Here is a 13,156-nt window from a genome sequence, read left to right on the forward strand (position 1 = left end):
CCGGGCGGCTCGTTCGACGAGCCGCCCCGGCATCGAGCGCGGTATATGTACGTAAAGCCGGAAGACCGAGGTGGCCCCATTGCCGAACGCTGATTGGGAGAGCTGGTTCCAGGCCTATCTGCGGGCCCGTGACGAGCTGCCCGGACCGATCTCCGGGCGCTGCCCGAACTGCGGGCGAGCCTGCCTCCGCCTGGTGTACCGGCTCCGGATCCCCCACCTGCTCGTCGGTGACGCCCACTTCTGGTGCGACCACTGCCTGCGGGGCCCTTACCTCGGCCGCGTCGAGATCCCCGAAGTCGCGGCGGCGGCCGCGGCCGAGCAGGAGTACCAGCGGCTGAAACCCACGATCCCGAACTACGAGCTCGTCCCGCCCGCGGGCTTGTAGACCAGGTACAGCACGCCGGTCGTGAACGTCTCGGACTTGATCAGCTCCAGCGGGACCGGGCTCTCCCCCTCGTCGAACAGGCGCTCGCCCTTGCGGATGGCGATGGGGTGCACCAGCAGGTGCAGTTCGTCCAGCAGGCCGGCGGCCAGCAGCTCGCGGACCACCGAGATCGAGCCGCTCACGGCGATGGTGCCGCCCGGCTCCTTCTTCAGCGCGCTCACGGCCTCGGCCAGGTCGCCCCGCAGGAGTTCGGAGTTCCGCCAGGTGAACTCCAGGGGCTGCCGGGACACGATGATCTTCCGCGCGTCGCCGAGCGTCTTGGCGAAGCCGGCGTCTTCGCCACCCTCGGCCTCCCGCTCCGGCCACGCTCCGGCGAAGCTGTCATAGGTCTTGCGCCCCAGCAGCAGGGTGTCGGACATCTGCGCCCCCACGGCGGCGCCCATCTCGTCGTTGAAGTAAGGAAAGTGCCAGTCCGCCGGGTTCTCGACAACCCCGTCGAGCGAGATGAACAGGCTTGCGGCGATCTTTCGCATGATGCTGCTCCTCCGTAAGGCACGGGGCCCGTCCGGCCCCGCCGTTCTGATGTGCCTACAGCGTCGCAGGACCCGCTTACGGATCTCTTAAGGTCTCCCTCTGGGCTCAGGGAACGCGGCCGACACCGCCCAGGATGCCGCCCTTCTCCATCCCGGGGACGATGAACGGGTCGTCGTTCCGCCAGTCCTGCACCGGCACGAGGCCGGGTTCGAGCAGTTCCAGCCCGTCGAAGTACGTGCGCACCATGTCGCAGTCCCGCAGGTGCAGCGCGCCGGAGGTGGTACGCCGGTAGACGTCCTCGGTCTCGCTCCGCCGGCCGGGGATGCTCTCGCCCTGCTCCACGTACGCGTGCGTGATGATCAGGTGGCTCCCCGGCACCAGCGGCTCGCGCAGGGCCTGGACGATGCCGGCCACCTCGTCGTCGTCGCTGAAGTAGTGGAACAGCGCCACGACCAGCACCGCCACGGGCTGGCTGAAGTCGAGGTGCTGGGCGGCGGCGGCCAGCAGCCCCTTGGGGTCGTGCGCGTCGCCGTCGATGATCACCGTGTCGGGGTTGTCGGCCAGCAGCGCCCGGGCGTGGACCAGCACGATCGCGTCGTTGTCCGAGTAGACGACCTTGGCGTCGGGGATGATCCGGTGCGCGACCTGGTGCACGTTGTCCTGGGTGGGCAGGCCGGTGCCGATGTCGAGGAACTGCCGCACGCCGGCCCTGGCCGCCGTCTCCACCGCGCGGACCAGGAAGTCGCGGTTGGCCCGGGCCATCTCCCGTACGTTCGCGCCACCCTGGCTGCTCAACTCGACGATCTTCTCGGCGGCCTCGCGGTCGGCGGGGAAGTTGTCCTTCCCGCCCAGGAAATAGTCGTACATTCGGGCGACGGTGGGGACAGTCGGATCGATCTTCCCCGGAGGTCGCTCACGCTCGGTCACGCCACACCCTTCCTCACCTTTGACCGCATCTTATGGGTAATCGGTAGGTCTGTGATCAGGATCCGCCAGATGCCCTGTATTTACCGAGGAATCGTCGCGGCCGCCGGACAGCCGGGGTCGACGCGCGGGCCTGCCCGTTTCGGCCGACCGTGCACCACCGGTAACGCAGCGTGGCTATGCGGTACGCGCGGAGCCGTTCTTCGTGGGCGAGTCCGCGGCGGCTCGTTCGAAGGAAGGCCCTGGCGGGGTCAGCTCGGGCGTGGCGGAGTCCGTCACGGCCGGGCGCTCCTCGGCCCGCGGCTCCGCGGAACCGGCGGCCCCCGCTCCCGCGGCGCTTGCCGCGGAGCGCTCGAAGAAGCGCAGCAACTCCACGGGCAGCGGCATGACCAGGGTGGAGGTCTTCTCGGCTGCCACCTCCACGACGGTCTGCAGCAGCCGCAACTGAAGCGCGCCGGGGGCCTCGGTCATGATGGCCGCCGCGTCGGCGAGCTTCCGCGAGGCCTGGAACTCTCCGTCCGCGGTGATCACCCGGGCCCTGCGCTCACGCTCGGCCTCCGCCTGGCGGGCGATGGATCGCTTCATGCCCTCGGGCAGATGGACATCCTTGATCTCCACGCGGTCCATGTGGATGCCCCAGCCGAGCGCCGGGCTGTCGATCATCAGCGCGAGGCCCCTGTTCAGCTCCTCACGGTTGGAGAGCAGGTCGTCGAGATCGCTCTTGCCGATGATCGAGCGCAGTGACGTCTGCGCCACCTGCTCGATCGCGAACAGGTAGTCCTGCACCGCGATGGCCGCCCGCAGCGGCTCCTCGACCCGGAAGTAGGCGACGGCGTCGACCTGGACGGAGACGTTGTCACGCGTGATGCCCTCCTGCGTGGGCACCGGCATCGTGACGATCTGTACGTTCACCTTCTTCATGCGATCCACGACCGGAATGAGGAGGGTGAACCCTGGCTGGCGGACCTCCCGCTGAGCCTTGCCGAAGCGGAAGACCACACCGCGCTCTACCTGGTTGACGATCCTGATGCTGCTGACCGCCAGCCAGACGGTGATCAGGACGATCAGCCCGAGCACGATATTGATGATCATGGCGTGCCCCTTCCAGTTCAAGGCTAGATCCGGGTACACACCTGTCAGGTAAGGAAGCCGTCAAGTCCTGGTCAGCGGCATCGGCAGGTCGCTCAGGTGCCGGGAGCCCGGTAATCGACCTCCTGCCGCGCCGCCTCATCGATCTCCTCCGGGGTCAGCAGGACGACCGTCTTCGTCCGCGCTCCGCCGGCCGCCGTCACCGCGAGGCCCACAGCGGCCGAGGCCGCGTTGCTGGGCAGGTCCGCGAAGATGTAGACGTCGTTCTCGCCGAAGGCGAAGTACATCTGCTCGACCCGGCCACCGACGCTCTCCAGCATGCGCTCCACCACCCGGCATCGCGCGGTGCCTCCATCGCGAAGCACCCCCTTGATGCCCTCCACGGAATAGCTCGCCTGGATCAGGTACTTGGGCATGGCCGGACTCCCCTTCGCTTGGCGCCGCCCTCATCCGAACGGCTATCTCGTGGGCGAAATTCTCGGTTTCCGGTGTCGGCAATCCCAGGTGGCGGTGAAAATCAGGTGTAACGCGGCACGCCACCACCTATGGTCATGACCGTGACCAAGCTCAACCAGATCCTCGCGGTCGAGAAAGGCGTCAAGGCCAGCACGCAGCGCGCGGTGTCCGACGCCTACCACACCGTCCAGAAGGCGCCGCTCCTGTCCGGTCTCTCGCGTACCTACCAGCCGATCGACGACGAGGGCGAGCAGCTGCCGCCGGAGTCGACGCGCGTGCAGGTGAAGACCGAGCAGGTCATCGCCGACGTGGCCGCGGCGCTGACCAGGCTGTTCGACGTGACCGCGACGAAGGACTGGACGAACGCGGTCGCCAAGGCCGACGTGGTCGTCGACGGCCGGACGCTCATCCCGGGGGTGCCGGTCACGTACCTGCTGTTCCTGGAGAAGCAGCTCGTCGACCTGCACACGTTCGTGTCGAAGCTGCCGACACTCGACTCGGCCGAGACGTGGACGTTCGACGACAACGCCGAGACGTGGCGCACCGAGCCGGTCAAGACCACCCGCACCAAGAAGGTGCCGCGCAACCATGTCCTGGCCGAGGCGACGGACAAGCATCCGGCGCAGGTCCAGGTGTTCACCGAGGACATCGTGGTCGGCTACTGGACGAAGACCACCTTCTCCGGCGCGCTGCCGGCCCGCCGCGTGAACGAGCTGCTGGCCCGCGTGCAGAAGCTGCAGGACGCGGTGAAGTATGCCCGCGAGGAGGCCAACGCGGCCACCGTCGAGGACCAGGAGGTCGGCGACGCGGTGTTCCGCTATCTGTTCGCCTAACCTAGAGACTCCCCGTTGAGCGCGGGGTGCGCGTAAGCGCGAAGCTGAAGCTCAGGTTGAAACTGACGAACGGCCCAAGCGGAGGTTCGAATCCTCCCCGCGGTACGAGCCGCGGTAGCCCAGGTGGCAGAGGCAGCCGATCAGACTCAGATTCTCGCTCCAGGCTCAGCATCGCCGTCGGCGCCGGATCGACCGAGGATGGACTGTGATTGTTGAGATGCCGGTTCGAATCCGGCCCGCCGCTCTTCGTGCGGCGGTTGCTCAATGGCAGAGCGCACGTCGTCAGGACTGATCCGCCCTCTTAAACGCCGCTGGCGCCATACATGGCGGCACAACACAGGCCCCCCGGCTTGGGTAGTCCGGGGGGCCGCTGCCTTTCTCGGGTGCTGGCGCCCCCTACCTCCTCCGATTACTATGCGTAGCGTAAAAGTAGCGTAGAGTAGTAGGAGGTTCCGTGAAGCGTCTCATCGCCACTCTCACCACCGCCACCATGGGAGTCGCGCTCGCCCTCTGCCTGACCACCCCCGCCACCGCCGAGCTCACCAAGCCGCAGACCCGTCTCATCGATTTCCAGGAGGCGCGGGTCATCCCTGGGATCATCCCCAACACGTTCATCCTGGTCGTCAGTGGCGAGAAGCCCTATCTGAACATGCGGGTCGAGCTGGTGCCGCTGCGTTACGTCCACCGGCCGGACTACTGGGGCATCGAAGTGACCGGCAGACTGCCCGGCATCGGTTTGCCGGTCACCACGCCCTACACGGCGTCGCTGCCGCTCGACGGCATCATCGGCTACCAGGGCATCGAAGTCATCGGGGCGACCTCCAGCAAGAGGATCGACGTGCCCTCGACCTGACGGCGACACGAGAGACGCCCCGTCCACCTTCGAAGGTGGACGGGGCGTCTTCGCGAAGCGCGCTATTTGCTGACCTCGACCAGGTTGACGATGGCCACCGCGGCGCGGAAGTACTTGTTGCGGCCGAGATCGCCGATGGTCTTGATGTTGAACGCCTTGGCCAGCGACTCGGCGTCAGCGTCGCTCACGCCGGCGAGCGCGCTCACCGGGGCGGTAGGAAGCTTGTCCAGGGCGTACTCCTCGAATGCCTTGTCGAGCAGCTTGTCGAGATTGGCGGTAATCGTCATGGCGCACCTCCGTGTGGTGATCGGATAGCGGGTCGCTAGCCCCCACCGGGAGGTTTTCAGCCTTGTCGGGATCCGCCCCGGAACGACCCGGCTCCCTTTCCGGGTCATGAGGCTGGCTTTGCCTACCAGTCGCCCTTGTACAGCTGACCGCGGATCGCGCCACCGGGGAACTTGGCGGTGTGCAGGTTCACGTACCAGTTCTTCGGGTTGTTCCAGATGCGCTTGGCCACCGCGGTGGAGGTGGTCACGTTGCCGGCGACGCCGTTGACGCTGGCCGGCAGGCCCTTTTCGGCGGCGAAGAAGGGCACGACCACCGGCCCGTTCTTGCCCTTCGGGGCGCGGTGGATGTGCGAGCCGATCGGCGGCTCGATCCCCTGCCATGAGGAGGCGAACCACACCCGGTTGCCCTCCGGCTGCACCAGCCAGCCGGCGGACCCGTTGTGGTCACCGACCTTCATGCCGGGCGCCGGCACCTCCTGCCGCCCGTTGGCCCGCGCGGTGAGCGTGGTGCCGAAACCGTGCGACAGCACCGACTCCAGCTCCACCGGGCGGATCCGGTACAGCTGGGCCCGGACCGCGCCGCCGCCGAACTCGGCGTTGTGCAGGTTGGCGTACCAGTTGCCAGGGTTGTTGACGATGCGGCCGAGCAGGTTGAGGTCCTTGACCAGGACCGTGCCCTTGACCGCGTGGAGCGAGGTGGGCATCGCCTCACCGAAGAACGGGACCCTGACGTCGCCGTTCTCGCCCTGCTTGCCCTTGTGGATGTGGAACCCGCTGGGCGCGTCCACCTTCTGCCACCGGACGGCGTAGTCGACCCGGTTGCCGTGGATCCGGAACACCGCGAGGGCGTTGCCGTCCGCGTCACCGACCTTCATCCCCGCGGCAGGCACCTCGTTCGCGCCCTTGAGCGACGCGGCCAGGTAGATAGGGGTGATGGCCTGCGCGGCGATGGGGCTGAGCGAGGTGGCGACCAGGGTGAGGGCGGCGGACAGGCCAGGGATAACGAGGGGGCGCATGTTCATGATTACCCTTTCAGTTCTCTCTGGCCTGGTACGGCTGCCTTCCTTGCGAGGTTCAAACCACCTTGATCATTCGATGGCGCCGGACTGGGTGAGGAGGTTCTGATACCAGGTCTCGTAGGGGCGGTTGGTGGCCGGATAGTTGGCCGACGGGCTGGTGGCGTCGCTCGCCGAGTCGAAGTCCCAGCCGCGGACCACCCGTCCCGCCTGCCGGGCCGCGGTGATGAACGAGGACTCGCCGGCGGGCGCCGCGTAGAACAGCGCGCCCTGCTGGAGCTCCGCGCTGTCGCCCTGCTGGAACTCGTCGAAGGCGACCTGCTGGTAGCGGATGCGGTCGCCGGTGACCCGGTCGGTGTCCACCCGCAGGGTCTGGGCCGAGGTCGGGCCGTCGGCGCCGGTCCACACGCGCACGCGCGACGTGCCGCTGGTCGAGGTGGTCTTGTCGTAGCGGGCGTCGGAGGTCTTGGCGTTGCCGCTCCATGCGACCGTCCCCGCACCGGCGTTGAGCACGCCGTTCCAGTTCCAGTTCTGGGTGTTGCTCTGGCTGCGGTGTATCTCGCGCACCTGGGTGCCCGCCGCGTCGGTGAACCTGACCGTCGGCAGGACGCCGTTGTCGTACTGGTGGCTGGCCGACCAGGTGATCTCGCCGTCGGCGCCGAGGTGGCCGACGCGGTACCACAGCGTGGTCGCGCCCTGGGACTGGTGGACCTCGACCAGGTCGCCGTTGTCGTTCAGCGTGACGGCCGGTGTGACGCCGCTGTCGTACTTGCCGTGGCGTAACCACGTCACGCGGCCGTCGGCGCCGTACGTGCCGGTCCAGTACCAGAGCGCGCCGGCGCCCGAGTCGTGCACCTCCACGACCTGGCCGCGGCCGTTGATCGCGACGGCCGGGTTGTTGCCGACGTCGCGCTTGTACTGGGTGCGGGTCTCGCCGTTGCCGGAGATCACGGCGAGCACCCGGCCGCGCAGCGTGTCCACCGTGGGCGGGCTGGCCGGGTAGTCCTTGGCCTGCAGCAGCCGCGAGCCGAAGACGGAGATGAGCTCCTGGTTGAGCGCGGCCGGCTCGCCCGCGGCGTAGTTGGGGTTGTCGGTCAGGTTGTCTTTGACGTCGAGCGCGACGACGATCGGGGCGGCGGCAGGGTGCTGCGCGGACCAGGTGTTGATCACGCTGAGCCAGTCGCGCAGGAGGTTCGACGCGGGGTTTCCGGTGTGGTCGACCTGGTTGCCGGGCGAGTCATGGCCGATGGCGTAGTCGCGCGAGGTGGCGTAACCGTTGTCGTGTATGTCGAGTTCGATGAAGCGGATGCCGTGGTCGAGCTGGTAGGTGATCGAGTTCTTGGCGCCGTCGACGTTGCCCGAGTAGCTGTTGTGCGTGGCGCGGAAGATCGCCGAGGGTAACGGCGGATCCGCCGCCGCCTCGGCGTTTCCGCTGATCAGCAGCGCGGAGGCGGCGGCGGCGAGTAAGGAGAGAACGGCTCTTGGTCGGGGCATTCTCTGATCTTCACACCGGGGATGATCTCCGACAACAAGAACACCTACATTCGGTCCGCGGCTACGCGCCGCCTTCGTCGAGGCGGAGGAAGGTCGCGCCCGCGGCGGCCGCGCGGGCACCGAGGACGTGCCCGTCGCACATCCTCGTCTCCGTCCCGGCCCGATCGATCACCTTCCACGTCACCGGCTCCTCGCACGGCCGGCCGCGCCGGTCGTGGTTCCAGGTGCGCCGGCACACCCGGCACGTGGAGACGCCGGCGGTGGAGGAGAGGGTGTTGCCGTGCTCGGGGCAGATGCCCCACGGCAGGCCGCACGGCTGGGCCTGGAGCCTGGCCAGGTCCGCGGCCGCGTTCTCCAGGTCCTCGGCGCCTCGGGCCAGCAAGTTCGCGGCCTGCCCGGCCGCCACGAGGGGGTCGCGTTCGGGCGATCCGATCTGGGCGCTGTCGCACAGTGCCCGGACCTCGTCGGCGAGCGCCTCGGCGCGGCTGGCGAGGGCGCTCAGGTGCGCGGGAGTGACGGTCATGCGGGCTTCCATCTCGCGAAGGACGACGGCTGGTTGCTGATCTGCACCCTACGTCCGCGAGGGCCTTGGAGGGTTACGAAGATTGGCAGCCGGTGGCCGACAGGCTGCTGTTCCATGGAAGGGCCGTGCGGCACGTGTATCCGCCCGCCGCGGCGCCCGAGCGGATGGTGACCGTCACGTCGAAGTAGCCCGAGCCGCTGCAACCCCAGGCGGTCAGGGCGTACTCCGCTCCGTCCTGGCTCCTGTCACCGAAGAAGCAGTCGTGCGCGCCGTCCGCGTGCGCGGGAGTCGCGAGTAAGGGCGCCGCCAGCAGCGCTGCGGCGAGGGCGTAAATGAGGCGTTTGATGGACATGTCTCGACGCTATGGGCCGGGGCTGGCGTCCCATAGATGCCGTTTGTCACCGCTGCCGGTGGGTTTCCCACATCCGGGTCAAACCAGGTGCTGCTTGATCAAGGCGGCCACCTGCCTGGCCTCCGCCGAGGAGGTGGCCTCCAAGAGCGTGAGCGAGCGCTGCCAGGCGTCCACGGCCGCGGGCAGGTCTCCGGCCTCGCGGTACACGTCACCGAGGGCGCGCAGGGCGAGGCCGTGGCGGCGTGGGGCGGGGATGGCCTGGCAGATCGCTATGACCTCCGTCAACGTCGCGACGGCCTCGTCGAATCGGCTCTGCAGGCGCCGGAGCTCGGCCCAGGCGAACAGGACGCGGGCCCGGCCCAGGCTCTCTCCCACGTTGTCGTAGATGGCCAGGGCCCGCTGCAGGAGACGTTCCGCGTCGTCGAGGTCGTGCTGGGCGAGTCTGGCCGAGGCCAGCCCCAGGGTCGCGTACGCGGTCCCCCTGGGGAAGCCGAGCGTGTCGAAATAGGCCATCGCCTGGCTGAACCCGGCCGCCGCGGCGGCGGAATCGCCGCGCGCGAGCTCGATCTCGCCGAGAATGATCCGGGCGAACTCCCGTGAACGGACGTCGCCGGTGTCGTCGGCCAGCCGCACCGCCCGCCGGAGGTACGGGCCGGCGAGGTCGTAGCGCCCCTGGTTGAAGTGGATGTGGCCGACGCCCCGCATGATGGCGATCTCCGTGCCGTGGTCGCCGGCCCGCGCCACGCCTTCCGTCGCCTGCTCGTACATCTCCAGGGCCTGGGCGTAGCGGCCTTGGAGGCGATGGAGCTCGGCCAGGTTGACCAGGACCAGGGCGTGTCCGTGCCGGTCCTCGGCCTTCTCGAACAGCGCGAGGGCCTCCTCCAGCACCTCGCCGCAGCGCTGCATGTCGTCGCGGGCGAGATACAGTCCCGCCAGGCCGTTGAGTACGGTCGCCTGCCCTCGCAGGTTGCCCGAGGTCCGGGTGCAGAGCAGGGCCGTCTCGTGCGTCGCGCGCCATTCGTCGTAGAAGCTGCGGGTCTCGAAGAGGTGCATGGCACTGGAGGCGAGTTCCCAGCAGAGTTCGTCCGCGCCCAGTGCCGCGCTCTGGCCGACCGCGGTGACGATGCCGGCCCGCTCGGCTTCGACCCAGGCGAGCGGGTCGCGTACGTGGCGTTCGACGATCTCCGGGTCAGGTGACCAGAGCGGGCTGCGGCCGTACGGCAGGCGGTAGTGGCCGCCGCACAGCCGGACGTGTGCCTGGCGGGTCAGGGCGAGCCAGGCGGTCAAGGCACGTCGCAGCGCGGCGATGCGTTCGTTCTCGGACTCCTCGGTCTCGGCGCATTCTCGCGCGTACGCGCGCGTCAGGTCGTGGAAGCGGAACCGTGCCTGCCCGGACGGGTCGTGACCCGCGACGTCGAGGAGGCGGACGTCGACCAGTTGCTCGATCAGATCCTCGGCCTCGGCGTGCGGCATGTCGAGCAGGGCGGCGGCCGTCCAGGCGGCGAAGTCCTGCGCTTCCAGCAGTCCGAGCAGGCGGAACAGCCTCCGTGCCGGAGGGGTCAGGCCCTGGTAGCCCACGGCGAGGCTGGCCCGCACCGCCTGGGAGCCGTGGGAGAGCTGGCGCAGGCGGCTGCGGGTGTCGCTCAGCCTGGTGACCAGCTGGTCCAGGCCCCAGTGCGGGCGGGCGGCGAGCTTGGCTCCGGCGATGCGTACGGCGAGGGGCAGGCCACCGCACAACTGGACGAGCGTGTCGGCGTCGCCGGACGCCTCGGCGGCCCGGTCGGCGCCGATGAGGTGCCGCAGGAGTTCGAGCGCCTCGCCGGAGGGCATCATCGGCAGATCGATCAGGCGCGCCGCGGGCAGCCCCGTCAGCCGGTGCCTGCTGGTGATGAGGACCGCGCACCCCGGCGTGCCCGGCAGCAGCGGGTAGAGCTGCCCCTCGTCCGCCGCGTCGTCCAGCACCACCAGGTAACGCCCGTTGGCCAGCTTGGCGCGGTACAGCTCCGCCCGCTGGTCCAGTCCTGTCGGGACGGTGGCGCTGTCGACCTCGAGCGCGCGCAGGAACCGGCCCAGCGCCTCCTCCGGATCCGTGGGGCGGTTCTCCCCGCCGCGCAGGTTGATGTACAACTGCCCGTCGGGAAAGTCGTGCCGGGCGTGGTGGGCGATGTGGACGGCCAGGGCGGTCTTACCCACGCCCCCTTGGCCCGAGATGACGCAGAGGGGCACCGTCAGCGTCGGCGGGATCCACGCGGACTCCGCCCCCGCCGGCTCGGAGGTCGTCGCCCGTTGACGGGCCGGGCCGAGCGCTTCGAGCGCCGCGGCCAGCTCTCCCTGCCTGCCCACGAAGTCGGCGATGTCCGGAGGCAGCTGGCAGATGCCCCTCGCCCGTGGTTCGGGCGCGACGGGCGGCAGGCCGTCGCCAAGGATCATGGACTGCAGGTCCTGCAGGTCCTTGCTCGGTTCGACGCCGAGCTCCTCCACGAGCACGTCGCGGGCGCGCCGGTAGGTGCCGAGCGCCTTGTCCCGCTGCCCCGCGCGCGCGTGCGCCAGCATGAGCAGATACCAGGCCCGCTCCCGTAAGGGCTGATCGGCCAGCAGGCGGCGGAGATCGTCGATGATCTCTTTGTGGGCGCCGAGGACGAGTTTCACCTCCGCGTAGTCGAGCAGCGTCTCCGTGCGGCGCTCCTCCACCTCGGCGACGCGGGCGAGCAGGTCGCCCCCCAAGGGAGTGCCCTCGGCGGGCTGGCCGCGCCACAGCGCCAGCGCCCGCTCGAACCGTTCGGCCGCGGCCCCGGCCTCGCCCCGCTCGGCCTCCAGCCGGGCCAGTCGCACCTCCTGGTCGAAGATGAGCAGATCGACCTCGTCCGCGCCGGCCTGCAGCAGGTAGCCAGATCCTCTGGTGAGCAGGCGGGTGCCCGGCGGCAACGCCTTTCTCAGCTGGGCGACGTACGTCTGGAGGTTGGAGACCGCGGAGTGAGGGGCGTTCTCCCACAGCGCGGCGATCAGCCGGTCCCTGGACACCGTGGTGTTGACGTTGAGCAGCAGGCTGGCCAGGACCACGCTCTGCTTGCCGCTCAGCTCGATGGATTGCCGACCGTCCAGGCGAACGCACACCGGCCCCAAGATGCCGAAGAACACCGCCGCCACATCGCGCTCCCTCCTGTGATCGGTGGGTCGATCGATGGCTCTTGGGGTAATTGTTGATCAGGTGAGGCCCCCAGTCGAGCGTTTCGGAGTTCTCCGAGCGGCCCATCCGTCAGAGTGGCAGGGGGATCCGCTCGACGAACCAGTACAGGCTGACCGCCACGATGGGGACCGATATCGCGGCCAGCGCCCAGCGGGCGGCGGAGGTGCGGCGCAGCAGCACCAGCAGCGGGAAGAGCACGGCGATGATCGCCAGTTGGGCGGCCTCGATGCCGAGGTTGAAGCTCAGCAGCGACAGGAGCAGTTCCCATGACCCACTCTGGTCGATGTCGAGCGCGCCGGCGAAGCCGAGCCCGTGCACCAGGCCGAAGGCGAAGACGATGGGCAGCCGCCACTTGCCCAGCCGGTCTTCCGCGCGGCCGAGCAGGTTGGCGATCCCCACGACGATGATCGAGCCCGCGATGATCGGCTCGACGATCGCGCTGGGCACGTCCACGATGCCCATCGCCGCCAGGAGGAACGTGATGCTGTGGGCGGCGGTGAAGGCGGAGGCGGTGACGATGACGTCGCGCAGGCGGCGCGCGCCGATGAGCAGGGCGAGCAGGAACAGGACGTGGTCGAGGCCGAACAGCAGGTGCTCGGCGCCGAGCAGGAAGAACTCGCCGATCTGGCTGGACGCCTTGTGCTCGCCGACCCGCACCGTGGGGGCCGTGGCGTCCAGGACGGCGGAGCCCTTCTCCTTGTCGAGGTCGTACCGGACGATGGTCTTCGTGCTGTGGACGAAGGACTCCGAGTCGGGGAACAGCGCGCTGGAGATCGCGTGGACTGCCCCGCTCTCGCCCTGGCAGGCGTAGGTGAGGGTGACCACGGCGAAGGCCACCTTGTCGCGCAGGCGCACGTCCGCGTCGCCCACCGGCGTGGGCGCGCACTGCTTGTCGCCGTACGCCACGTCGAAGCGGCGCGTGACGTATTCGGTCACGGCGGCACGGTTGATCTTGAGCTGGCGGAGCTGCTCGGTCCGTTCCTTGGCGTCGTAGGCCTCGGCGTAGAGCCAGGCCGACTTCATCAGCAGGTCGTACTCGAGGTCGAGGACGACCTTGACGTTCGCGCCCGTGCCGGTCACCTCGGCCTGGGCGGTGGTGGTGACGTCATGCGCCGCCGCCGGAGCGGGCAGCACCAGGTCTGTCAGCACGCCGCCGAGGATGGCGGCGAGCAGCACCGCGGCCAGCCAGCGCATGTCTAGTCTCCCGATCGGGGTGGACGCCG

General features: G+C 69.2%; 14 protein-coding genes. 3 read left to right on the forward strand and 11 right to left on the reverse strand.

Annotation, left to right across the window (positions count from 1 at the left end; genetic code table 11):
- Positions 1-79: 79 nt before the first annotated feature.
- A complete protein-coding gene (locus tag KME78_RS33055) occupies positions 80-385 on the forward strand; it encodes a ZPR1-type zinc finger protein (protein ID WP_219533325.1) in 306 nt (101 codons plus the stop codon).
- Here KME78_RS33055 and KME78_RS33060 read toward each other — a convergent pair.
- The 4 genes from KME78_RS33060 to KME78_RS33075 form a co-directional block, all read right to left on the reverse strand.
- Positions 355-918 (reverse strand): dihydrofolate reductase family protein, encoded by a 564-nt coding sequence (locus KME78_RS33060; protein WP_219533326.1) that lies wholly within the window; start codon positions 916-918, stop codon positions 355-357. The genes KME78_RS33055 and KME78_RS33060 overlap by 31 nt on opposite strands.
- Positions 919-1,024: 106 nt before the next feature.
- Positions 1,025-1,846, reverse strand: coding sequence for an SAM-dependent methyltransferase (locus KME78_RS33065; RefSeq protein WP_308127227.1), 822 nt, complete (start codon positions 1,844-1,846; stop codon positions 1,025-1,027).
- Positions 1,847-2,020: 174 nt separating this feature from the next.
- A complete protein-coding gene (locus KME78_RS33070; RefSeq protein WP_219533328.1) occupies positions 2,021-2,935 on the reverse strand; it encodes an SPFH domain-containing protein in 915 nt (304 codons plus the stop codon).
- Positions 2,936-3,027: 92 nt separating this feature from the next.
- Positions 3,028-3,348 (reverse strand): GYD domain-containing protein, encoded by a 321-nt coding sequence (locus KME78_RS33075; protein WP_219533329.1) that lies wholly within the window; start codon positions 3,346-3,348, stop codon positions 3,028-3,030.
- A gap of 141 nt (positions 3,349-3,489) precedes the next feature.
- Between KME78_RS33075 and KME78_RS33080 the strand changes: the two genes are divergently transcribed.
- Together KME78_RS33080 and KME78_RS33085 are read left to right on the forward strand one after the other, a co-directional pair.
- Positions 3,490-4,221 (forward strand): DUF7873 family protein, encoded by a 732-nt coding sequence (locus KME78_RS33080; RefSeq protein ID WP_219533330.1) that lies wholly within the window; start codon positions 3,490-3,492, stop codon positions 4,219-4,221.
- A gap of 454 nt (positions 4,222-4,675) precedes the next feature.
- On the forward strand, positions 4,676-5,074 hold the full coding sequence (locus KME78_RS33085; protein ID WP_308127228.1) for a hypothetical protein: 399 nt from the start codon (positions 4,676-4,678) through the stop codon (positions 5,072-5,074).
- A gap of 62 nt (positions 5,075-5,136) precedes the next feature.
- On the opposite strand, the gene KME78_RS33090 is transcribed toward KME78_RS33085, so the two are convergent.
- The 7 genes from KME78_RS33090 to KME78_RS33120 all read right to left on the reverse strand — a co-directional run bounded on the left by KME78_RS33090 (position 5,137) and on the right by KME78_RS33120 (position 13,127).
- On the reverse strand, positions 5,137-5,361 hold the full coding sequence (locus KME78_RS33090; RefSeq protein WP_219533331.1) for a hypothetical protein: 225 nt from the start codon (positions 5,359-5,361) through the stop codon (positions 5,137-5,139).
- Between the two features lie 122 nt (positions 5,362-5,483).
- Positions 5,484-6,377, reverse strand: a complete 894-nt coding sequence (locus KME78_RS33095; protein WP_219533332.1) for a CHRD domain-containing protein — start codon at positions 6,375-6,377, stop codon at positions 5,484-5,486.
- Between the two features lie 72 nt (positions 6,378-6,449).
- Positions 6,450-7,871, reverse strand: a complete 1,422-nt coding sequence (locus KME78_RS33100; RefSeq protein ID WP_219533333.1) for a PI-PLC domain-containing protein — start codon at positions 7,869-7,871, stop codon at positions 6,450-6,452.
- A 61-nt stretch (positions 7,872-7,932) separates the two neighbouring features.
- The gene (locus KME78_RS33105; protein WP_219533334.1) at positions 7,933-8,394 is read right to left on the reverse strand and encodes a hypothetical protein; all 462 of its coding nucleotides are present in this window, start codon (positions 8,392-8,394) and stop codon (positions 7,933-7,935) included.
- Positions 8,395-8,467: 73 nt separating this feature from the next.
- A complete protein-coding gene (locus tag KME78_RS33110) occupies positions 8,468-8,746 on the reverse strand; it encodes a hypothetical protein (protein ID WP_219533335.1) in 279 nt (92 codons plus the stop codon).
- 78 nt (positions 8,747-8,824) lie between these two features.
- Positions 8,825-11,893, reverse strand: a complete 3,069-nt coding sequence (locus tag KME78_RS33115) for an AfsR/SARP family transcriptional regulator (RefSeq protein WP_219533336.1) — start codon at positions 11,891-11,893, stop codon at positions 8,825-8,827.
- Positions 11,894-12,002: 109 nt separating this feature from the next.
- Positions 12,003-13,127, reverse strand: coding sequence for a HupE/UreJ family protein (locus tag KME78_RS33120; RefSeq protein WP_219533337.1), 1,125 nt, complete (start codon positions 13,125-13,127; stop codon positions 12,003-12,005).
- Between the last annotated feature and the right edge of the window lie 29 nt (positions 13,128-13,156).

Origin of the sequence: Nonomuraea guangzhouensis (assembly GCF_019396345.1) — a bacterium.
Classification (GTDB): Bacteria; Actinomycetota; Actinomycetes; order Streptosporangiales; family Streptosporangiaceae; genus Nonomuraea; species Nonomuraea guangzhouensis.

Coding starts and splice junctions, on each gene's coding strand:
- KME78_RS33060 (WP_219533326.1), bottom strand. CDS start 918: ATGCGAAAGATCGCCGCAAGCCTGTTCATCTCGCTCGACGGGGTTGTC.
- KME78_RS33110 (WP_219533335.1), bottom strand. CDS start 8,746: ATGTCCATCAAACGCCTCATTTACGCCCTCGCCGCAGCGCTGCTGGCG.
- KME78_RS33100 (WP_219533333.1), bottom strand. CDS start 7,871: ATGCCCCGACCAAGAGCCGTTCTCTCCTTACTCGCCGCCGCCGCCTCC.
- KME78_RS33095 (WP_219533332.1), bottom strand. CDS start 6,377: ATGCGCCCCCTCGTTATCCCTGGCCTGTCCGCCGCCCTCACCCTGGTC.
- KME78_RS33070 (WP_219533328.1), bottom strand. CDS start 2,935: ATGATCATCAATATCGTGCTCGGGCTGATCGTCCTGATCACCGTCTGG.
- KME78_RS33075 (WP_219533329.1), bottom strand. CDS start 3,348: ATGCCCAAGTACCTGATCCAGGCGAGCTATTCCGTGGAGGGCATCAAG.
- KME78_RS33105 (WP_219533334.1), bottom strand. CDS start 8,394: ATGACCGTCACTCCCGCGCACCTGAGCGCCCTCGCCAGCCGCGCCGAG.
- KME78_RS33090 (WP_219533331.1), bottom strand. CDS start 5,361: ATGACGATTACCGCCAATCTCGACAAGCTGCTCGACAAGGCATTCGAG.
- KME78_RS33120 (WP_219533337.1), bottom strand. CDS start 13,127: ATGCGCTGGCTGGCCGCGGTGCTGCTCGCCGCCATCCTCGGCGGCGTG.